The sequence below is a fragment of the Vibrio sp. QJM3NY_39 genome, from assembly GCF_057785895.1.
Genome location: NZ_CM173506.1, coordinates 399,424 through 421,823, shown reverse-complemented (window position 1 = coordinate 421,823; position 22,400 = coordinate 399,424). Strand labels below are relative to the sequence as shown.

Sequence of the window (22,400 nt, the reverse complement as noted above, 5' to 3'; positions counted from 1 at the left end):
GCTTTCTAGTAACAGACTACTGGAGCTGTACTTAAGCGATCTTAGTCATCTCGTTAAGTGTAAACGACGTAACACTGCCTTCGGTTGCTGCCATGTACTCAGCAAGGTGAGTATTGCCCATGTGTACTTGCCAAAGTTCGCGAGACGTCCAGTTTTCATAGAAAGTGAAATGTGCTGGGTTTTCATTGTCTTGGTGAAGGTCGTAGTTGATGCAGCCTTCTTCAGCGCGAGTTATATCAATCAGTTTTAATAGCTCGGCTTTAACCAATTCAATTTTGTTTTCGTTAGCGACGATGTTTGCGATGATAGTCAGTTGAGTCATGTTCGTACCTATATTACTTTTCACCGAAATGGTGAGTTGTCTGTGTTTACAGCGCCACTCTTTGTTCATTGAGCTACAGTCTGTATCGATGGATAAATAATAGTAGGAATATTCAAAACGATAAACAGCGCCACATTTGAATTATTTTCAAAAATAAATTGATAATAACCTGGGGATTATGTGCTACTAGGCGTAGGTAAAGAGTGTTTAAAAACCGCCCGCCCACGCATCAAAATCATCAATGTTGTCGAGCTCTTCCTTGGTTCTTGGGGCTGGGTAATATGGCAGAGCCAATCTTTGAGCGGAAGGTTGCAGTTCCCAATCGGGCGTAATCTTGAGTCGTGTTAACTCATCGTTGAGGCGCACAAACATATAGTAACCATCTCTATGAGTATTGGCGTAACTTGCGACTGTAGCGATATCACCGGAAGGTAATTTTACGTCTCGACCCAGTGGATAGCGTTGGTGCAATGCGAAACTCACTTTGGGATCTTCAAGCTTGCCTTGCTTAAAGCGTTCTAATCCGATGGCGGTTGAAGTGGTGCGCGGCTTCCACCCCGTGAGGAATAATCCACTTAAGTTATCTTGGAACGGCTTACCCTTTCGATTGCCTTCATTGGTAATGAATTGAACCGTCAATGTATCTCCCGATTCTTGCAGAATTTCTAAAAACTGTTCACCAGTGCGATCGACCAAAAGCTTCATAAGATCCAGATACCATCAAGAATGAGAGACGATAAAGGGTACTACTATAGGGGAGGCTTGTGTAGGGACGATAAACGTTATGTAGCGTGAACAATGATCCTTACATGCCCCTTTGATGAACAACAGCTCTAGCGCTTACGTAAGTAATGCGTTTGCACTATCTCATCAAGGTACGTCGTGACGCCTTTCAACGTAAAATCGACAGGGGACACTAAGTCACCAAATAGCGGAGACCCACCACCAAGCAAGACAGGAATGGTCGAGATGATCAGCTCGTCAATCATGTCTTCTTTCAGGAAGTTTTGAATGGTGATGCCGCCATCGATGTACAAGTTCTTTAGGCCGTTGTTATTCAAATCCGCGACAATCTGTTTAAGCTCGCCCTTCATCAAAAATACCTTACCTTCAAGTTCTTGAGGTACTTCATTCAAAGTATTGCTAAGTACATAGACTGGCTTGCTGTAAGGCCAATCGATACCAAAGCTCAACACCATATCCATTGTATTACGTCCCATGACCAGCGCATCGATACGATCGGTATGAGCGTTGTAACCCATGTCGTCACCGTCTGGATTTGGAATTGCTTGCAGCCAATCTAAGCCGCCTTGCTTGTCTGCAATGTAACCGTCAAGGCTGGTTGCGATAAATACAATATTTGACATTTTTAACTCCGATATCGATGAGAAACTTGGCATCTACACGATAATAAATTAAAATATTCTACAGTGTAGAAATAAAGTTTAAGAGGTGACGGTATGACTGTCAAGGATCAGAAACGAGGTAGACCAAAGAGTGGGTCAAGCCAACTCAGCGCCGAGAGAATTCTCACCATTGCCAAAAGCATGATGCGAGATAGTGGCAAAGTGCCAAGCATTCGAGGGTTGGCGACAGAACTCGGGGTCGATGCGATGGCCATATACCATTACTTCAAAAACAAAAACGAGCTGCTTGAGGCAATCACAGTTTCTTTGATTGAAGAAGTCGCGCAGCCAGAGCTGAATCAAGACTGGCGAGGTAATCTTTATCGGCTCAGTGTGAGTTACTTGTCGATGCTCAATGAATATAGAGGCTTGTTAGAGACCTTATTGACCATGAAATCTCTTGGGCCGATGGAAGTGTTTAGTGAGCGTTTTGAAGCGGTGTTGAGCCCGTTAGCGTTAACCGATGAGCAAACCAAAAACGCGTTGGATTTGCTGGTGGATTATTTACATGGCTATGCTTTGGCTTTGAACTGCAATCCAGACCGAACTGAACTCACTATTGAAATGGTCGAAAAGCCGCTGAGTTTATACTGTTTGGCGCTCACTCAACTTAAGTGATCTGTAGGCCAATTTACCGACCTTTAAATTTATACTGGATAATTACCTATAAATTTCAGGCTTTAGCAGTAATAATCAATGAATAGATCGGAATAGCTTGTTCATTGAAAAGCTGTACGGAAAGTTTCTAAAGACGCCATCGTGAAAAGGAAGTCAGATACATGCCTGTGCTCCAACGCATCAGTTTAACGTTAATCTTAATCGCCGTTTTAGGTGGGTGTTCTTCACTTCCTGAAGGCATCGACCACCCTGCAGAACCGTACACCTCTTATGGACCAAGCACTTTGTCGGTTTTAGCGGATGAATATCAATCAGAAGCACTAGAGCAGGCGACTACCGCTGTTCGTCTGCAAGAGTCGGGTTGGGATGCTTTGGCACAGCGATTAGCACTGGTCGAAAGTGCTGAGCACACTATCGATATTCAATACTACATCTGGAACTCTGACGAATCGGGCCGCTATCTCGCTAGCCGTTTATTAGCCGCGGCTGAGCGTGGTGTTAAGGTGCGCGTAATGTTGGATGATATCAACCTCAACGAACGTGAAGGTTTGCTGTCGGCACTGGATGCGCACCCGAACGTCGAGATTCGTATCTTCAACCCAACGCCAACACGCCGTGGTTTCAGTAAATGGTTGAGCTTTGTCGGTGACTTTTCTCGTTTAAATCGCCGTATGCACAATAAGTCGTTTACCGTCGATGGTACTTTGTCTGTGGTGGGTGGGCGTAATATTGGTGATGAATACTTCGACCTTTCTGATGAAATCAATTTCCGAGACCGCGATGTATTAGTCATGGGCTCGGTAGTTAACACCATTCAAACCAGTTTTATTGAATACTGGAACAGCCGTTGGTCTTACCCTGTCGATATGCTGGGTGATGACGAGCAACCCGATCTCTCAAAGATAGATAATATTGTCGTTCCGCATTATCAAAATTACCCTGAATTACCATTAGACCGTGAGGCTGCGGATAGCTTACTGAAAGAGGTGATTGGTGAGATGACATGGGTGAATGCGCGCTTTGTTTACGATCAGCCCGTTCCTGATGATTCAGACAATACCGATGAACCGAAAGCGACCGCGATTCTTCTAGGGAAATTAGCGAGCGAATCGAAACAAGAGATCTTATTGGAATCCGCTTACCTTGTATTCGATGATGGTCAGCTTGAAGAGTGGCAGGTATTGAACAACAAGGGCGTTGAGATAAAAGCGCTAACGAACTCTATGGCGTCTAATGATCTGGTGACTAATCACTCCGCTTATGCGGGCAGACGTTACGACATGTTGGGTCATGGCATCGACCTGTTTGAGCTAAAACCAGAATCCAAGCTGTGTGAAGCGTCGACTCAAGACGTGTTTAAATGTGCGCCCGAGACTGCCTATGGCTTGCATGCAAAGTCAGTGGTGTTTGACCGTAGCATCGCGAGTATTGGCTCATTTAACTTCAACCTGCGCTCTACCTATCTCAATACTGAATCGGTTTTGATCATCGAGAACAAAGCGATTGCAGAAACGTTAGCAGAAACCATTGAGCAAGCAATGAGTGACGACAACAGTTGGCGCTTGGAACTGGAAGACGGTGATGTGTATTGGTATTCAGGCGAGCAAAGTTGGGACAGCGAACCAGAAACCGGTAAGTGGGAACGCATGCAATCAGGCTTCTTACAGTTGTTACCGATTGAGAAATACTTATAAAAGAGTTAGCACCGTAGAAATAAAAAATGTCAGCGCATAATACGCTGACATTTTTGTTTGTGCTGCGGTTTGCTGTGGTTTGTTGCAAGCTCTTAACGGCTTAACGGCTTAACGGCTTAACGGCTTAACGCTTGGTCAACTGCTTGCTGTTCAAGTAAGGCAGGATATGTGGGCGAGATTCGCCAGACAGCTTCTGTGTGATCTGCTGTGACCAACTGCTCTGCTTTTGATTGCTTGAACGGTTTGCGTAGTAGCTCTGCATCGAATCATCGTAGCTGGCGATTTCATCTAGGCTCAGCGGTTGGTATTGGTTTTCGTGCACCACCACGTGAGCAGGAAGGCGAGGCTTAACCTCTGGTTGTTGTGCCGGGTGACCTAAACACATCCCGAACAATACGGCAGTGTGTTGTGGTAGTTCTAACAGCTCATCGACTTGTTGTGCGCTGTTACGCAGTCCACCGATATATACACCCCCCAAACCTAGAGACTCTGCAGCCAGCATGCAGTTTTGCGCCATGATGCCAGAATCTACCGCGCCAATCAGGGTCAGTTCAGTAAAGTCGGTTTTCACTTCAGGGTTGATTTGAGCGTGGCGTTGATAGTCGATACAGAACACCAAAAACTCAGCCGCGTTCTCAACGTAAGCTTGGTTGCCTGCGTATTCGGCTAACAGTTTGCGCTTCTCTTTGTCTGTCACTCTCACGATAGAAACAGCCTGCAGTAAACTGGATGATGAAGCCGCGAGGCCAGCCTGAATGATCACATCAAGTTGTGCTTTTTCAATCGGTTGATTTGTATATTGACGAATGGAGCGGTGCCCCAGAATAGTTTCAATCGTGCTGTTCATAACTCTCAGACAGTCCTTATGATGATGGCGTAGAGAATCACAATAACGACAATTGCCATGAGCGTAAAGGGGAGGGTGAGCCTTTCTTGTTGACATATTTCAGCAGCGTCAGCCCAGTTTTTGAGATTCTATTTATAATCGATTAATGCCAGCTGCTATGCCGCTGGCATTTTATTATTGAGCGAAACTTGCTTCGAAATAGGCACTAAATGATAAAAACTGTCGGATAAAATAGGGCATACTGGACTCAATATATAAACCAAAGAAAGTAACCACGCGCATGAATCCGATCTTCCTCAACGACCCTTTTTCTCTTCCTAATGGCCAAGTGATCAAAAATCGCCTGTTCAAATCGGCAATGAGTGAACAGCTAGGTGATAAACATCATAATCCTAAGCAAGGTTTAGTCACGCTTTACCAGCGTTGGGCTCAAGGAGGAATTGGCCTATCCATGACGGGCAACGTGATGGTCGATAGAGGTGCGCTTGGTGAACCTAAAAACGTTGTGTTGGATGAGCAAAGTGACTTAAGCGTATTTCGTGAGTGGGCGAAGGCTGGAACACAAAATGGTTCGCAGATATGGATGCAATTGAACCACCCAGGAAAGCAAATCCCTAAATTCTTATGTGATAGCCCGGTTGCGCCTTCGGCTATCTCTTTAGAGCGTGGATTAGAAAAAGGCTTTAATACGCCACGAGCTCTGACTGAGACGGAAATCATCGCAATCATTGATAAATTCGCGCTGAGTGCAAAACTATCAAAACAAGCGGGTTTTACCGGTGTGCAGATTCACGGTGCTCATGGTTATCTGGTAAGTCAGTTTTTGTCTTCTAGACACAATCAACGCCAAGACAAATGGGGTGGATCACTTGAAAATAGACTTCGTTTCGTGCTTGAGGTTTATCGCGCGATTCGAAAAGAGGTCGGTGAAGATTTCCCTGTCGGAATTAAGCTCAACAGCGCCGACTTCATGAAAGGTGGCTTCACTGAAGAAGAGTCGATGCAGGTTGTTCAAACACTGAGTGATAACGGTATCGACCTGATTGAGATCTCTGGCGGCACCTATGAAAGTCCATCAATGATGGGTTCAAAGAGCAAAGCTGAACCAATCAAGGCCAGCACGGTAAAACGTGAAGCGTATTTTATGGATTACATGGTGAAGGCGAGAAAACTCGTCAGCACTCCGCTGGTGGTCACGGGTGGTTTTCGAACTGCGCAAGCAATGAATGAAGCATTAAACTCCTCGGCGACCGATTTTATTGGTATTGCGCGAACAATGGCGGTTGATCCTGATTTCCCTAACAAGTTAATTGAAGACCCTAGCCACGGCATGCCACTAACCGTGCCAACCACAGGAAAGCCCGCTTTAGACAAGATGGCGATGGTCGGGCTGGTTTGGTATGAACATCAGATGTGGCGCATTGCCTCTGGCAAGAACGCCGACCCAAAACTAAGCGCACTCGGTGTGGTGTTAAAAACAATTTTCAGCGCCGGCTGGCACGCTTTCAAAAAGCGCAGAGCGTAAGCAGTCATGGATTGTTAAAGCAGAACTTTGAGGAATTGAAGTTCTGCTTTTTTGTTTGTCTCTTTTTAAATTCTCGATAAATACATCGTAGAGCACCCTCAGCCAGCTTAGCTGTGGTACTAATCTAATACCAACATGAGTATCGGTTATAGTGTTCATAAGTGGAAAATCAGAGTAGACCAACTAGGATGAATTACATTAAACCCGGTAATTAATTCAACAACATGGTAGTGCTATGAAGAAAATAACTCTTTTATCCGTCGCGATCTTATCCAGCCTCTCTTTCTCATCTTTTGCTAAAGATTGTGATCCTAATTTACTGCCTTCTTGGAAGGACAGCGAGAGCAAATCCGCTATCGTCGACTTTGTTGGGCAAGCCACCAAAGCTGAATCCGATACATTCGTTGCGGTAGCCGATCGTATCGCCGTGTTCGATAATGACGGTACGCTTTGGTCAGAAAAACCTTACTACTTCCAACTAGCCTTTGCACTAGACCGTGTAAAAGAGATGGCGCCTGAACACCCTGAATGGAAAACAGAAGCACCGTTTAAGTATGTACTTGAAGATGATATTGAAAGTGTTCTGGGCAGTGGCGAAGAAGGGTTATTGAAAATTATTATGGCGACACATTCTGGTATGACAGTTGAACAATACCAGCAAGACGTTGAGCAATGGTTGGCGGTAGCAAAAGATAAACGCTTCAATAAAGCCTACATAGACCTTACTTATCAGCCAATGAAAGAGATGCTGACTTACCTGCAAGAGCATGACTTTAAGACTTACATTGTGTCGGGTGGAGGTGTTGATTTCATGAGGGCGTGGGCTCCGCAAGCTTACAACATTCCTACAGAACAGATCATCGGCAGCGCCCTTAAATATAATTACAGCTACAACGATGGCAAACCAACGGTGACCAAAGATTCGTCCATTTTGACCATTGATGACAAAGCCGGAAAGGTCACTAACATTCAGCATATTATCGGCAAAAAACCTATTCTAGCGGTCGGTAACTCAGACGGTGATCAAGCCATGATGCAATGGGCAACGAGCCAACCCAACTCAATGGCTATGATTGTTCATCACACTGACGCCGAGCGCGAGTGGCAGTACGACCGTGAGTCTCATGTTGGCAAGCTTGATAAAGCGCTCGATGAGGCGAATTCCAGAGAGGATTGGACACTGATCGACATGAAATCAGATTGGTGCGAGGTGTACTAACACCTAGTATACCCTTGGTCAAAACCTCAAAAGCTCGGATTTTAAATTCGAGCTTTTTTTGTGAAACAGCGAAGGCTTCGTCTCATTTTAAGCAAGAACGTACTATAAATTTTCAACGCATGACGGTTTAATCGGATAGTCGGAAATTAAAGGAATAAAAATATGAAAACGATCGGTTTGCTCGGTGGTATGAGTTGGGAGTCGACAGTGAGCTACTACAAATCCATCAACGAGGGTGTGAAAGCTACCCTTGGCGGGCTCAATTCTGCAAAGGTTTGTATGTACAGCGTGAACTTCGATGAGATTGAAAAGCTACAGCACCAAGGTCGTTGGGCTGAGACGGCTGACATCTTATCGGACGCGGCTTTATCGGTAGAGAAGGGCGGAGCGGACTTCATCCTGATTTGTACCAATACCATGCATAAGGTCGTTCCTGAGATCGAAGAGAAAATCACGATTCCTATCTTACATATCGCAGATACCACGGCGCAGAAGCTGCTTGAACAGGGCGTAAAGAAAGTCGGATTACTCGGCACGGCTTTCACGATGGAACAAGATTTCTATAAAGGACGCCTGACTAACAAATTCGGTATCGATGTGGTGATTCCTGATGAGGACGACCGAGAGAAAGTGCACAACATCATTTATCAAGAGCTGTGCCGAGGCGAAGTAAAAGAAGAATCTCGAGCTGTCTATCGTCAAATCATTGATAAGCTAAGCCAACAAGGTGCGGAAGCCGTTATTCTGGGGTGCACTGAAATCGCCCTACTGATTCAGCAGCAACACACTGATGTTTCTCTGTTTGATACCACTGCTATCCATGCAGAAGCGGCAGTACGTTTGGCGACGAGCGATTAACTTCTAGCTCTTATTCTTAGCTCCATAGCAGTCCTCTTTTAGTTTTTGTGCGATTTTTATTCAGTTGAGTGAAAGTTTTTTGTACAAAAGCGGGTCGTTAATTAATGAAGCGATGCTTTGTTCATTAACTAAGGCTTTATCGGCAGGTAAGGCTTTAGTTAATGACTGAGGTATTCGCGCTTTTAAGCACTATGCTTTAGTCATGACTAAAAGAGGATTAATTATGAAATGGCTTATCTTATCTGTAACGCTATTGTTTGTGGCGGGATGCCAATCAACAGGCTCTGAAACATCTTCACATGATCAAATGAATAAAGTAGATACAAGCGGGTGCAGTAGCTAATCTCTTTGTAGAAACATTTTTCAGCTGCTTCGATAACGATTGTTAACTCTACTTGTATATAGATCTACCTTATAAAGCCTTGTGTTCTTACAAGGCTTTCTTCTATGTAAAGCATCTTATTTTTTAGGTGGATGTTGTAAATTTGTGAATCTGAACTGTCTATATTCTAGGCTGTGTACTGGATCTCATTTGTTATTTGAGTCCCTTGCTAAGGTAAATAATGAATGTGTACTACCAATCACTTTACTTAACTTAAGAGGTTTCTATGCTAGGTGAAAATCACTCTCTTGTTCACGAATTTCCTGAAATGAAAGACAAAATTGCTGAGCTTGCTAAAACTGACGATGGCTTTGCAGCAGATATGAAGACATACGACAACCTTGATAAAGAGATTCGTAAACTAGAGCTGAAAGATTCACCCATTGATGACGGCTCGATGCACCAATTGAAACATGATCGTTCTGAGCTTAAAGATTTACTGCATGCTCGTTTAACGGGCTAGTGAGTTGGTAATTTTGCTGACTATCTAAATGGCGAATTACAGACTTAGACAAAAACTCCTTCGGGAGTTTTTTTTCGTTTCTGCGTTCCAGTCTCTATCTGAACGCATGAGAATATTTAGATACAAGAAACCGTAGATATAGGCAAACTCAATTAGCACTAAGATTTTGTAAATAGGGCGGATGTAAAAAAGCTTAGCGCGGGGGACGCTAAGCTTCGTTGTTAATCATGTTCTGAAGCATGTCTAGGCTGGTGGAATTAGCCTACTTGAGAAAAGCTCACTACCTTGCTTTGTAGTTTCTCTTTCAGGTAATCCGTTACTGCTTGTTGCTCTGATTCACTCATGTACAGGCCAAGCTTGGTTCTGCGCCACAAGATGTCTTCGTCAGTCATCGCCATCTCTTTATTGATCAAGTAATCGATTTCAACTTGATAAACGCCATGCGCTTCGCTTGAGAATTGAATGCCAAGGTCAGCTTCGCTATTTGCGCCTTCCAGTAGTTTCCATGTGTAAGTACCGAATTGAGTCACGTAGCGAAGCAATAATGCTTCAGATGACCAAGGGTATTTAGTGTGGATCATCTTCGCAAGCTGCTCTCTGCTGCAACTAAAGTTACCACCTGGAAGTGTGTCGTTCGCTGTCCATGGTGCGCCCATGTTGGTTAGGTGTGGTTCAAGCTTCTTAAGTGCCGCTTCGCCGAGTTTACGATAAGTGGTTAACTTGCCACCGAAGATCGAAAGCAGTGGTGCTTGATCCAGTTCTGCGTCCAATTCCAATGTGTAGTCACGAGTGATCGCTTGTGGTGAATCCGATTCGTCGTCACAAAGCGGTCTTACGCCACTGTATGTCCAAACCACGTCTTCACGACCGAGCTGTTTAACAAAGTGTTGGTTAACAATATCAATCAAGTAATCCACTTCGACATCATCAATTGCGACGTTACGTGGGTCGCCTTTGTATTCAAGGTCGGTGGTACCGATGATCGAGAACTTATCTAGGTAAGGGATCATGAACACAATACGATTGTCTTTATTTTGCAGGATGTACGCTTGTGGTTCGTCGTGAATGCGTGGCACAACAATGTGTGAGCCTTTGATCAGACGAATGTTACGAGGCGAAGCCTGCTCTAGGCCATCATCAAAGAACTGTTTAACCCAAGGACCAGCAGCGTTAACAAGCGATTTTGCTTTGCGTTCAAAGCGTTGGTTTGTCATGACATCAAGGATCGTCACATGCCAAATACCACCTTCGCGGTGCGCTTTTTCAACACGGCAGTAGTTACGTACTTCTGCGTTGTTTTCTTTTGCTGCCAACACGTTGAGCAACACCATACGCGCATCATCCACCCAGCAATCTGAGTATTCGAAGCCTGTCTTCATTTCTGGTTTCAGTAGCCCTGATTTTGCTAGGTTGACTGTCTTACTTCCAGGAAGAGTAGTGCGCTTACCCAAGTTATCGTAAAGGAATAGGCCACAGCGAATCATCCAAGCTGGGCGCAAAAATGGTCGATGAGGTAAACGGAAACGCATTGGTTGAGCAACATGAGGTGCTTTTCTTAACAAGACTTCACGTTCAGCGAGTGCTTCCGAAACCAAACGAAATTCGTAATGTTCAAGGTAGCGTAGGCCACCGTGGATAAGCTTTGAGCTAGCAGAAGACGTCGCAGACGCGAAATCATTTGCTTCGTATAAGCCAACGTTTAGACCACGACCTGATGCATCTGCCGCGATGCCTGCGCCATTGATGCCGCCGCCAATCACAATCAAGTCTAAAGTGGAAGATGTACTGTTGTTTGAATTATTTTGTTGAGCACTCATGGTTTTGACCTCTTCTGAGCGAACGAGCATTTTAGAACATAATTGAATCCTATATGAACTTTCGTTTGCGGTCATTTATTATTTTCGTTTATGCGCGTTTTATGTGATTTGGGCATAAAAAAACCTCTGCTTATGAAAGCAGAGGTTCAAATAAGTCTAATTCGAGCATAGAAGCGACAGTGGTAGTGAGCAAGTTTTACTTTTTTAACTTTTCTATAAAGAATCGTGATTCATTATAGAAAGTGGCTCACCGAGCACTTATGTGAGTTATTCGCTCACAGGACGAGCGGTATCGATCACTTCTAATGGTATTGCTGAATCTTTAAGGATGTTGAGAATCTCTTCTGGTGGCTGTTTATTGGTAAAGACCATGTGCGCTTGAGAGATATTACCGAGCTTAACCATCGCGTTACGGCCAAACTTGGTGTGGTCGACGGCTAAGAAGATGCTGCGACTGTTTTCGATGATAGCTTGTTTCACACGAACTTCGTGGTAATCAAAGTCGAGCAGTGAGCCATCAAAGTCGATGCCGCTGATGCCCAAAATACCGAAATCAAGGCGGAACTGCTTCACGAAATCGAGTGTCGCTTCGCCAACTATGCCGCCATCACGGTTTCTCACTTCGCCACCCGCCAAGATAACCTTGATCTCTGGGTTCGGTAGAAGGATGCTGGCAACGTTGATGTTGTTGGTGACGACTCTTAGTTGTTTGTGGTTTTTGTTGAGTGCGCGTGCCACCGATTCTGGCGTGGTACCGATATCAACGAATAGGGTTGCACCATCTGGGATGTGCTTAACTAGTTCGTCGGCGATCACGTCTTTTTCGTTGAAGTTAAGCGCTTTACGCGTGTTATACGAGGTGTTTTCCGAGCTTAAAGGAATGGTTGCACCACCATGATAGCGACGAATTTTGTTGCTATCGGCAAGTTCATTGAGGTCTCGTCTGATGGTTTGTGGGCTGACATCGAACTTTTCAACGAGCTCTTCGGTACTCACATATCCTTGTGTTTTTACCAGATCTACAATCTGCTGGTGTCTTGGTATCTGCTTCACTTAACTTACCACTCCCTGCGCGCAAAGGGCTCTAGCGCGTCAAAATCGAAAATATAAACTCACGCTATTGTGCTCGAATTGATGAAAAGAGAGAAGTAATGATGGTAAGGAATTATGTCTAAACCGCAAAAACGCTGCGCAAAACGCGGAATTTGAGCCTGAAACGCAAAAAAGAGCACAAAATAGTGCTCTTTTTAGTTTCGTTTGCTGAGGTTCGAACAATCTAGTCGATTAGATTACTCGAGTTCCTAGATCAGCGGCTAATGATTAACGATTAGCTGAGTACTTAGTATTACTCGTTGTCATCGTCATCGTGTAGCTCAGACCAAACCTGTGCACACTTGATAGCACGTTTCCAACCTTTGTAACGGCGGTTACGCTTCTCTTCGTCGTGGTGTGGCATGAAGGTGCGGTCAAGAACGGCTTTGTCTTGAAGCTCATCAATACTGTCCCAGAAACCAACCGCTAGGCCAGCAAGGTAAGCGGCACCCAGAGCAGTCACTTCCGTTACTTCAGGGCGGTGAACTTCAGTATCAAGTACGTCTGATTGGAACTGCATTAGGAAGTTGTTCGCTACTGCGCCACCATCAACACGTAGTTTCGCTAGCTTGATGCCAGAGTCAGCTTGCATTGCGTCAAGTACGTCACGAGTTTGGTAAGCAATACCTTCAAGCGTTGCACGGATGATGTGGTTAGAGTTAACACCACGAGTTAGGCCGACAATCGTACCGCGAGCATAAGCATCCCAGTATGGTGCGCCTAGGCCAGTAAATGCAGGAACCACGTAAACGCCGTTTGAAGAGTCTACTTTGGTTGCGAAGTACTCAGAGTCTTCTGCGCCAGCCAGTAGCTTCATTTCATCACGTAGCCATTGGATTGATGCGCCGCCCATGAATACCGCACCTTCAAGCGCGTATGCAGGTTCGCCTTTAGGGCCACATGCTAGCGTTGTTAGTAGACCATTCTTCGATGTTACTTTCTCTTGGCCTGTGTTCATTAGAAGGAAACAACCCGTGCCGTAAGTATTCTTAGCTTGGCCTGCTTCTACACACATTTGACCGTAAAGTGCAGCTTGTTGGTCACCGGCAATACCCGCGATTGGGATACGAGTACCGCCTTTACCACCAAGGTTCGTTTGACCGTATACCTCAGAAGAGCGTTTTACTTCAGGCATCATGATTGCGGGAATGCCCATTTCATCAAGTAGCTTCTGATCCCAGCATAGGTCGTTGATGTTGAATAACATAGTACGTGACGCGTTGGTATAATCAGTAACGTGTACACGTCCTTGAGTCATTTTCCAAACTAACCAAGTATCAACCGTACCGAACAGTAGTTTGCCAGCTTCAGCGTCTTCGCGAGCGCCTTCAACGTTGTCTAGAATCCATTTTACTTTGGTACCTGAGAAATACGGGTCAAGGACTAAGCCTGTATTGTCACGTACGTAGTCCTCTAGGCCACGAGCTTTTAGGTCTTCACAGATGTCTGCAGTACGACGACACTGCCATACGATTGCGTTATAAACAGGCTTGCCTGTCTCTTTGTTCCAAACAATGGTGGTTTCACGTTGGTTAGTGATACCGATACCCGCTAGCTCATCGCTGCGGATGCCTGCTTTAGCAAGAGCTTCAACCAATGTAGAGCTTTGAGTCGCCCAGATTTCCATTGGATCGTGCTCAACCCAACCGGCTTTTGGATAAATCTGAGTAAATTCTCTTTGAGAAGAACTAACGATGTTTGCATCGTGATCGAGGATTACAGCGCGAGAACTTGTGGTGCCTTGGTCTAGGGCAACAATGTATTTTTGCTCGGTCATGGTAAGAATCCTTTTTCTTTTGTTATTTATATTTTAGTAAATGTAGGGTCGCTTAGGAATTAAGCTTGAGCTTGTTCAGCTTCTTCTTCTGTTTCACATTGGTTTGGAATTGTGCAGCCTTGGCCTTCTACTGGTAGGTAAGCACCGATAACACGTGGGTACAACCAACCACCAAAACACGCACCAGCAATTGGAGCAAGAATTGGAACGATGAAGTAAGGAATATCACGAGCACCGCTTAGTGCGAAATCCCAACCTGCAAAGTAAGCAAAAAGTTTTGGCCCGAAGTCACGAGCAGGGTTCATTGCAAAGCCAGTCAGTGGACCTAAAGAACCACCGATAACCGCGATAAGAATACCGATCAGTAGAGGGTTCATTGCACCGCGAGATGCGCCGTTGTTCTCATCACCTAACGCTAAAATGGCAAACATCAACACTGCAGTAATCACGAATTCCACAGCAAAAGCGCCGAAGAAAGAAAGTGAAGCATGTGGGTAAGTCGAGAAGATACCAGCAGTTGATAGTGCGTCTTGGCTGCTACGAACAAAGTTATGTGCGATTTCGTAGTCAGTAAATAGGTTGCTGTACAGGCTGTAAACCAATGCTGCAGAGCAGAAAGCGCCAAGCAGTTGCGAAATGATGTAAGGCACCACTTTCGCTTTATCAAAGCCATGGAACATGGCCAGTGCAATCGTTACGGCTGGGTTGATGTGTGCGCCTGAAACGCCGGCAGTACAGTAAATTGCAATCGCAACACCGAAGCCCCAGATGATGCTGATTTCCCATTGTCCGAATGTCGCACCAGTTAATACTAGAGCGGCCACACAGCCAACGCCAAAGAATATGAGTAATCCTGTACCGATAAATTCAGCCAAGCATTGCCCAAATAAAGAAGGGTGTTTGTTTGTTGTCATGTTCGAGTCCTTTTTAGTTTTGCTTATCTAGCACGTGTATTGTGCATATATTTGCGAACTCGAAAATAAACGAACATCAAAAGTGAGCGTTTGAGCATAAAATTGTTAATTAAAGTCACTTGAAATGTTAATCCGAACACTTTTGCTCGAAAAAGATGCTCGCATGAACGTCATTGCTCGAATTGATAGGTTGCGAAGCCGCTCAAACTACCTATATGTAAATGAATGCGCAACTGGTACGAGGAGTTTATGTTTGGATTTGTGATGCTACTTCGTGAGTGGCGGATTATTAGACTTAATTAGGGAGGGCTGTGTGATGTTTTTGCTATGTAACAAGGGCGTTAACAAATGAGCTTATATGCATAAATGAATAAACTGCCAACTATGTTGTAGTTTGGCAGTTTTAATAGTTAGTCAGTTCATGGCTTTTAACTTGCCGTAGTTGGTTAACAACAAGTTATAAAGAATTGTCTACGATCGGTGTTTGAGACTCTAGTTATTGAACGATGTTTGATATTGAATTAATCAAATACGGATACTCAGGTACAGCCTAAGTTCGATCTTCTCTCGCAATAGATATGATAATTTTATTACCCTATCTGTTGTTTCCAGAGTTTGGCATAAAGCCCTTCTTTCTCAACCAGCTCATCGTGAGTTCCGTTTTCACACACTTGGCCTTTATCAAGAACTAGAATGTTATCCGCATGACGAAGAGTGTTGAGGCGGTGTGCGATGCTAATTACGGTTCTACCTCGACAGATCTCGTCCATGTTGCTCATGATGGCAGCTTCAGAGTTATAATCGAGAGCAGAAGTCGCTTCATCAAGCAGCAAAATTCGAGGGTTTACGAGTAAGGCTCTTGCCAATGCGACACGTTGACGCTGACCACCAGATAGAGAAGAGCCTTTCTCACCAACCGGTTGATCGAATCCGTGGGGAAGCTCTTCAATAAATTCTAGAGCGCCAGCAAGTTGCGCTGCGTGGCGCATATCTTCATCTGAAGCTTGTGGCTTACTTAGGCGAATGTTATCTGCAACACTTCCTGAGAAAAGAATGCTGTCTTGCAACACAACACTCATATTGCGGCGTAACGATATAGGATCCGCGATAGCTAGGTCCATACCGTCGACCAACACTTGACCATGCTGGGGAACATACAAGCGTTGTAGTAGCCGGGTTATGGTGCTTTTCCCTGAGCCCGATGGGCCTGTAATACCGATAAACTGCCCTGGTTTTATTTCTAATGAGAGGTTAGCTAGTACCTCCGGAGCGTCTTCGTGGTAACGGAATCTAATGTTGTTAAACTCTATGCCACCATTGAGTTCAGGGACAGAAGCTAGCCCCTGTTTACTGTTTTCTTTTGGTTCATCAAGAATGTCACCCACTCGTTTCAATGCAATGAGAGTATGTTGAAAGTCTTGCCAAATTTGAGCAAGTCTAAGTACCGGTTGGGTAACATGACCAGCTAACATATTGAATGCGACCAATTCACCGGGCGTTAGCTCACCATTTAGTACAGCGCTGACTCCCCACCATAGCAATAATGCGGCGGTAAGCTTTTGGATAAGTGCGATGCTTTGCCCTGCAATTAACCCAGACTTTTGAGCATCGAAACTACGCTTTAGTTGCTGGCTGAGTATACGTTGCCATTGATGTAAGAATCGATGTTCAGTCGCAGTTGTTTTAATGGTTTCAATGCCTGTTACCGCTTCAGTTAAAAAGGTTGTGGCGTCGGCGTCTGATTCGTATTCTGATTCCACTTTTTTTCTTATTAAGGGGCCTGCGATAAGCCAAAGTAAGAAATAGATGATCAATGAACCGATTACTAACCAAGTCAGAGTACTAGCATAGTGGAACATGACGGCGATAAAGACAGCCACAAAAATTAAGTCGAGTACTAACATTAACGTCGAACCCGTTAAAAACTGACGGATTTGTGCCATTTCACGAACTCGCGCAATGATTTGCCCGGTTTGTCTCTGCTTAAAATAAGTGAGTGGAAGGCCAACTAAGTGACGATAAAGGCGCCCTGATAGCTCTGCATTAACCTGACTCGCCAAATGACCAAATACGGTATTGCGTAAGTAACTGTATGCTGGTTCAGCAATAGCTAATGCGAGCATGGCCATTGCGAGCACATGAAGACTTGATAAACTGCGACCTACTAGTACTTTGTCGATGACATTTTGAAATAGCAACGGGCTTACTAGTGCGAATATCTGAAGTGCAATAGCATAGAAGAACACATCACGCATCTGGCTTTTTTGACGCCAAATAGAGGGGGCAAACCAACTAAGGCCAAATTTCACTTCTTTGTTACTTAGTCTTTCATCCGCGACCAGCATTACCTTGTACATCGATAATTGACTACTCAGACTAAGCTCACTCTGTTGGTCTAATTGAGTGGTTGGGTCATATAAAAGAGAGGAACCATCAGCTGACTTTGTGAGTACTTTCCAACTATTGTCGATTTCAATTAAAACGGGTAGTGGAAGGGTATCTAACTCGTTTGATTTTACTTTCGTTACTTGACTTTTCAGGCCGATATAATCCGCCGCTTCCCTTATTTGCATGTCGCTCAAATTGGAATGATTGACACCCAATGCATGTTTTAGCTGTGTTTTAGTCGATTTCTTGTGAAAGTGATTTCCGGCATAAACGACGGCGTCTATTCCGCCATTATCTTTTGTGGCAGATATATCTTGATTGCTAGAGGTATCTTGATTGCTAGAGGTATCTTGAGTGCAAGATGTATCTTGGGCGATAGGCACATCTTGTGTTGTTGATAAGGTCATATCCATTCTCATCTCTCTCGTAGCGACTCAGCTTGGTATTCACGTATTGGGCTAAGTATATAGTCGATAACTCGGCGCTTATCCGTTTTGATTTCCGCAACAACGGACATACCAGGCGTTAGCTCAACGCTTTCTCCGTTAATTAAGATATTGTTATTGATGAGTTTAACTTGGGCTGGGAAAACAAGCCCTAGACGTTCATCCGTGGTCGAATCACGAGAAATACTTAACAACTCCGCTTCGATAGTGCCGTAGCGAGTATATGGAAACGCATCTACTTTTACGGTCACTGACTGTCCGGGGTAAACAAAACCTACATCTTTGTTGAGAATCTGTATCTCTGCTTGTTGAACGGAATTTCCAGGGACAATAATCATCAAGTTTTGTGCAGGTTGAAGTACCGCGCCTAGCGTGTAAATGCTGAGTTGCTGCACTGTGCCATCGACAGGGGAGCGGATTATTTCTAATTGTTCACGCTCACGAACTTTAGATAACTCCTGAGCTAACCCAACCAACTGCAACTTTGCTTGCTTTCGTTTCTCAAGCCACTCTCTTTGCTTTTGTGCTTTGAAACCGGTTAACCTCTCTTCAAGGCTGTGATATTGGGATTTCAAAACCTCTAATTCAGCTCGCTGCTGAGACACTTGACGCTGAACCTCCAGTAGCTCTTTTTCTTGCTCTAGATACTCTACGTGTCCAATGACTTTTATTTGATTCAACGTTTTTCGTGCCGCGAGTCTTTGGCTAATATTTTCGGTCAACTGAATTAAGGCGTTGATGTCGCTTTGACGGGCTGCCTGTGATGCATTGTTGACGTGCATTTCTGCCTTGATACTTGCAAGAGTCGACTCGTACTCGCGTTTCTCGCTAAGGTGGTTTTCATTGATTAATGTCTGCTGTGCCGATGGTAAGGTCGAAAATAGAAGGTCTTTAGAGAGTGGAAGGCCACTGTTCAGAGATCGGTAGCGAACTAACTCATTTGTCTGATATTCGGATTGAGTGATGAGACGTGTAATATCTTGATTAATGCCTAGGGTGTCGAGAGTAAGAAGTGGCGCGCCTTTATCAACTCGCTGCCCGTCCTTAACGTGAATGGAGAGGACTCTACTTTGTTCATAAGATTGAATTACTTGTGAACGTCCAGAGACAACGAAACGCCCGGTTGCTGTCGCTTGTACGTCCAGTTTTCCCCAATACGCCCAAAGCAATACCGCCATTACCCCTAGGCTAAGAGTGATTGCCGTTAAACGAGCAAATGGTGAAGGAGGGCGCTGTGACAAAGCGAGGTGTGCAGGCAAAAACTCGTAGTGGTTCTCTGCGGCTTGGTTGAACTTGAATCTAGCCAAGAATTGCTTGATTACGCTTTTCATGCGTTTGAATCCTCTTGTTTGAGCTCTTGTTGAAGTTGCCACAACTGTTTGTACTGTTTACCCAACGTTAATAATTGTTGGTGGCTGCCTTGCTCGACGATACTCCCTTGGTGAAGAACAATAATTCGATCACAATCTCGTACGGTGGATAATCGGTGAGCGATAGTAATGACCGTTCGGCCCTTTGCGATGTTCGCCATATTGGATTGAATCAACGCCTGTGATTCATCGTCAAGTGCACTAGTAGCTTCATCTAAAATAATGATTTTGGGGTTAGAAAGCAGAGTTCGTGCAATCGCGAGCCGTTGCTTCTGCCCGCCAGAAAGAGATTGCCCGCCTTCGGCTAATATCGTGTCATAGCCAATTGGGAGCTTCATAATAAACTCGTGGGCTCCAGAGAGCTTCGCCGCTTCGATAACCTCTTCTAAGCTTGCCTCAGGTTTTGATTGGGCAATATTCTCGCAAACGCTTTTGTTAAATAAATAGTTTTCTTGCAGCACTATGCCGATTTGTTGGCGCAGTTGCTGAATACTAATTTGATTCAGTGGAGTGTCATCAACCGTGATTAACCCTTGCTCTGGGTTGTATAGTCGCAGTAATAATCGAGCTAAGGTGCTTTTCCCAGAACCAGATGTGCCGACAACGCCTAAGGTTTCTCCTGCTTGTATATCCAAAGATAAATTATGGAGAGTAGGAGGGGTATCAAGTTGGTAACGAAACAGAACGTTTTTGAAAGAAATAGCCCCTTGCATTGTCACCATGTCGTTACCTGTATGTTGTTCTACCGGCAAATTGAGCATGTCTCCCAATTTTTCTAGTGCCACGCGCGTTTGAATAAATTGTCCCCATAACTCAACCATGCGTGATAAAGGTTGGGCTATATGGTTTGTCATCATATTAAAAGCGATCAGTTGGCCGATAGTCATCTCCAATGACAGTACTTCTGTTGCCCCTAACCACAGAACTCCAACACTTGTTACTTTCTGGATGAGTTGAACGACATGGTTGGATCGGTTGTTGAGTTGCTGAACCACGTACCCAGTAGAGACCATTTTTTCCGTTTGATCGTCCCAACGGCGAACAAAGCGAGGCTCTACGGCTAAGCTTTTTAGAGTTTCACTGCCAGCCACTGTCTCTGTGAGAAAAGAGGTATTTGCAGCGGCGTGCGTAAATTGCTCTTCTACCGCCGCTTGCATTCGAGGCGTAAGCCACCAAGCGAGCAATACATAAAGAGGAATGGTTGCAATAAATAACCATGTGAGGGTCGACGAAAGTAAGCTCATTACGTAGAGGAAGACAAACATGAACAAGAACTCGACCGTTAAAGTAAACATCGAGCCTGTTAAGAATTCTCGTACGGTATCAAGCTCACGCACGCGAGTTACGATGGCTCCTACTTGGCGTGTTTTGAAGAACATCAAAGGAAGGCCAAACAAGTGCTTTACTAACTTAAGTCCTAATTGAATATCAATTCTATTGGCTGTGTGCGCATATTGATATTCGCGTAAGCCGCGAAGTATAACCTCTACAATGCCAGTGATCACAAGTCCAATCACAAGCACATCAAGGGTTGACCAAGCTTGATGTACAAGCACTTTATCCATCACAACCTGAAAAAATAGCGGTGAGATTAAGGCGAGTATTTGCAATACAAAAGAAAACAAAAAAATTTCCCCGAGTATTCTTTTGTGTTGCAAAAACTCAGGAATGAACCAGGCGATATCAAAACGTGATTGAGGTTGTTTTATTTCAATCCAACTTTTATTCCATATCGAGTTGATTTTATCATAGGGAATAACTTCAGGAGATTCTTTATTAGGGTTTTGTATTAAACAAGATCCTTTATTAGTTTTAGCTAAAATAAATGGTAACCCTTGAGCATCAAATAGAATAACAGGTGTTGTTATATTGTTAATTTTTTTTGTTTTTGAACGCTTAATTACAACATTAACTTTGTTGTTTATTTGTATTTTTTTTAATTCATCGTTGAAGCTGTTTGATTCTTCAGTTGTGTTTTTTATATTCGTTATGTCTTTTTTTACGCCTAAAATACTTAAGTACAGGTTTATACACTTCAGGGTTAGAACTTCATTCTGTGTCATTATTTAAGCTTCATTGCTGATTTTTATGGTGTTTAAAAAAGGGCGGCATAGTATCAGCACCTTAGGAACTCTTCAAATTTATATTTACTAATAATTAAAATAAAACATGCAATATTTTTCTTGGAAAATACATTGTTTATTTTTTTATTATGATAATGAGATTTTTTAGTGTTTCAATTAATAGAATATATACTCTAAAACAAAAATAAAAGTAAGTTGATTCAAATTTTTTTGAGGTGTAAAATTAATTTATAAAACACCATTAATTCTTATTTGGTGTTTTTCTATTTTAATAATAGTTGTTTCCAAGGCTAATCAAGCCGTTGTATATAATTAATCGGGTTTAATTTATGACAGAAAAATTTGTTCAAACAGTATCTAGTGTTAATTACAATAAAGGTGTTTTCTCTCTTTATTTCGTAGGTCAAGATCAAAACAATATGGCTAGTGGTGTAATGGCTGAAAATGATGGTGACCTCGAACTTAAACAAGTCGTTCATATGCCAGCTTCTGGTTTTATGTATATGGTCTCAATGGTTAAAAATATGCTCGAAGATCCTCGTATGTCGGCAGAATTTGACAAGCTAGTTGCAGCAGGTTTTTTACCTTCAGACGAGCCTAATGTTGATCAGACTGAAGAAGTGCAGACAGAAGAAAAACCTGCGCCAAAGAAGAGAGCTTCTAAAGCTAAATAATAGCTGTATTCGGTGATATAGAGCCTATGTCTATTACACATCAATCAGCAAATCTTACCTTAGCTCAAATTAAAAATTTAATTGGTGGGGTGATGTTGTTAAGTCAGCATTCTCCTCTCCACAGCAGATACGTTGTTGCTGAATGGCAGCAGCGCATTATGCCGGCGTTTGAGCTAAACCAGTTTTGCTATTACGAAGATGAACAAGGTCGCCCAATTGCATATTGTAATTGGGCGTTTTTGTCTGAGCAGAGTCGAGATGCACTGCTATCAGGGGATCGAGAAATCTCTTTATCTGACTGGCGGTCCGGTCAGCATATTTATATTCCAGAGATGATAGCGCCATTCGGGCATGGTCGAGAGGTCGTAAATGACCTTCGACGCCGTGTATTCCTTCCGTGGAAGGGGCAGAAAGTTTGCACTGTCCGCGGCAAGGTCGATGTTCAAAATGATCGCTGTATCAGAAAAGTACAGTGGTTTTCTATTTAACCCAAATTTAGAGTTT

Annotated in this window: 18 protein-coding genes and 1 pseudogene; 8 read left to right on the top strand and 11 right to left on the bottom strand. The window is 43.8% G+C overall.

What is annotated here, in order from left to right; all coding sequences use genetic code 11:
* Window positions 1-31: 31 nt before the first annotated feature.
* From AC3CHU_RS17830 to AC3CHU_RS17820, 3 genes are all read right to left on the bottom strand, one after another.
* A complete protein-coding gene (locus AC3CHU_RS17830; RefSeq protein WP_488526089.1) occupies window positions 32-322 on the bottom strand; it encodes a putative quinol monooxygenase in 291 nt (96 codons plus the stop codon).
* Between the two features lie 207 nt (window positions 323-529).
* The gene (locus tag AC3CHU_RS17825) at window positions 530-1,027 is read right to left on the bottom strand and encodes a hypothetical protein (protein ID WP_488526088.1); all 498 of its coding nucleotides are present in this window, start codon (window positions 1,025-1,027) and stop codon (window positions 530-532) included.
* Between the two features lie 128 nt (window positions 1,028-1,155).
* On the bottom strand, window positions 1,156-1,722 hold the full coding sequence (locus tag AC3CHU_RS17820; RefSeq protein ID WP_428782939.1) for a dihydrofolate reductase family protein: 567 nt from the start codon (window positions 1,720-1,722) through the stop codon (window positions 1,156-1,158).
* Window positions 1,723-1,782: 60 nt separating this feature from the next.
* Between AC3CHU_RS17820 and AC3CHU_RS17815 the strand changes: the two genes are divergently transcribed.
* Together AC3CHU_RS17815 and AC3CHU_RS17810 are read left to right on the top strand one after the other, a co-directional pair.
* Window positions 1,783-2,346, top strand: a complete 564-nt coding sequence (locus tag AC3CHU_RS17815) for a TetR/AcrR family transcriptional regulator (protein WP_488526087.1) — start codon at window positions 1,783-1,785, stop codon at window positions 2,344-2,346.
* A 161-nt stretch (window positions 2,347-2,507) separates the two neighbouring features.
* Entirely contained in the window at window positions 2,508-4,040 is a 1,533-nt protein-coding gene (locus AC3CHU_RS17810; protein ID WP_488526086.1) for a phospholipase D family protein, read from the top strand.
* Between the two features lie 124 nt (window positions 4,041-4,164).
* Here the strand turns inward: AC3CHU_RS17810 and nfsA are convergent, their stop codons facing one another.
* Complete coding sequence (gene nfsA, locus AC3CHU_RS17805; RefSeq protein ID WP_488526085.1) at window positions 4,165-4,887, bottom strand: oxygen-insensitive NADPH nitroreductase; 723 nt, start codon at window positions 4,885-4,887, stop codon at window positions 4,165-4,167.
* Between the two features lie 280 nt (window positions 4,888-5,167).
* Here nfsA and AC3CHU_RS17800 point away from each other — a divergent pair, with 280 nt between their 5' ends.
* The 4 genes from AC3CHU_RS17800 to AC3CHU_RS17785 all read left to right on the top strand — a co-directional run bounded on the left by AC3CHU_RS17800 (window position 5,168) and on the right by AC3CHU_RS17785 (window position 9,334).
* Window positions 5,168-6,412 (top strand): NADH:flavin oxidoreductase/NADH oxidase family protein, encoded by a 1,245-nt coding sequence (locus AC3CHU_RS17800; protein ID WP_488526084.1) that lies wholly within the window; start codon window positions 5,168-5,170, stop codon window positions 6,410-6,412.
* Between the two features lie 235 nt (window positions 6,413-6,647).
* Entirely contained in the window at window positions 6,648-7,631 is a 984-nt protein-coding gene (locus AC3CHU_RS17795; RefSeq protein WP_488526083.1) for an HAD family hydrolase, read from the top strand.
* Between the two features lie 162 nt (window positions 7,632-7,793).
* Window positions 7,794-8,489: an aspartate/glutamate racemase family protein gene (locus AC3CHU_RS17790; RefSeq protein WP_488526082.1), complete on the top strand. Its 696-nt coding sequence runs from the start codon at window positions 7,794-7,796 to the stop codon at window positions 8,487-8,489.
* Between the two features lie 608 nt (window positions 8,490-9,097).
* A complete protein-coding gene (locus tag AC3CHU_RS17785; RefSeq protein WP_017060944.1) occupies window positions 9,098-9,334 on the top strand; it encodes an HP1242/YdcH family protein in 237 nt (78 codons plus the stop codon).
* A gap of 257 nt (window positions 9,335-9,591) precedes the next feature.
* On the opposite strand, the gene glpD is transcribed toward AC3CHU_RS17785, so the two are convergent.
* The 7 genes and pseudogenes from glpD to AC3CHU_RS17750 all read right to left on the bottom strand — a co-directional run bounded on the left by glpD (window position 9,592) and on the right by AC3CHU_RS17750 (window position 21,201).
* Window positions 9,592-11,151, bottom strand: coding sequence for a glycerol-3-phosphate dehydrogenase (gene glpD / locus AC3CHU_RS17780; protein WP_488526081.1), 1,560 nt, complete (start codon window positions 11,149-11,151; stop codon window positions 9,592-9,594).
* A gap of 267 nt (window positions 11,152-11,418) precedes the next feature.
* The gene (locus tag AC3CHU_RS17775) at window positions 11,419-12,204 is read right to left on the bottom strand and encodes a DeoR/GlpR family transcriptional regulator (RefSeq protein ID WP_004732237.1); all 786 of its coding nucleotides are present in this window, start codon (window positions 12,202-12,204) and stop codon (window positions 11,419-11,421) included.
* Window positions 12,205-12,496: 292 nt separating this feature from the next.
* Window positions 12,497-14,020 (bottom strand): glycerol kinase GlpK, encoded by a 1,524-nt coding sequence (glpK, locus tag AC3CHU_RS17770; RefSeq protein ID WP_004732235.1) that lies wholly within the window; start codon window positions 14,018-14,020, stop codon window positions 12,497-12,499.
* Window positions 14,021-14,079: 59 nt separating this feature from the next.
* Window positions 14,080-14,934 carry an MIP/aquaporin family protein gene (locus AC3CHU_RS17765; protein WP_004732234.1) on the bottom strand — a complete coding sequence of 285 codons (855 nt, stop codon included), beginning with the start codon at window positions 14,932-14,934 and terminating at the stop codon, window positions 14,080-14,082.
* A 590-nt stretch (window positions 14,935-15,524) separates the two neighbouring features.
* A pseudogene (locus AC3CHU_RS17760) lies at window positions 15,525-17,615 on the bottom strand (type I secretion system permease/ATPase); the annotation flags it as partial.
* A gap of 122 nt (window positions 17,616-17,737) precedes the next feature.
* Window positions 17,738-19,099: an HlyD family type I secretion periplasmic adaptor subunit gene (locus AC3CHU_RS17755; protein WP_004732228.1), complete on the bottom strand. Its 1,362-nt coding sequence runs from the start codon at window positions 19,097-19,099 to the stop codon at window positions 17,738-17,740.
* Window positions 19,096-21,201 (bottom strand): peptidase domain-containing ABC transporter, encoded by a 2,106-nt coding sequence (locus AC3CHU_RS17750; RefSeq protein ID WP_488526080.1) that lies wholly within the window; start codon window positions 21,199-21,201, stop codon window positions 19,096-19,098. The genes AC3CHU_RS17755 and AC3CHU_RS17750 overlap by 4 nt, the downstream gene beginning before the upstream one ends.
* A gap of 350 nt (window positions 21,202-21,551) precedes the next feature.
* Between AC3CHU_RS17750 and rtxH the strand changes: the two genes are divergently transcribed.
* Together rtxH and rtxC are read left to right on the top strand one after the other, a co-directional pair.
* A complete protein-coding gene (rtxH, locus tag AC3CHU_RS17745; RefSeq protein WP_017087586.1) occupies window positions 21,552-21,896 on the top strand; it encodes a protein RtxH in 345 nt (114 codons plus the stop codon).
* A 26-nt stretch (window positions 21,897-21,922) separates the two neighbouring features.
* On the top strand, window positions 21,923-22,384 hold the full coding sequence (rtxC, locus tag AC3CHU_RS17740) for an RTX toxin-activating lysine-acyltransferase RtxC (protein WP_145569791.1): 462 nt from the start codon (window positions 21,923-21,925) through the stop codon (window positions 22,382-22,384).
* Window positions 22,385-22,400: the final 16 nt, after the last annotated feature.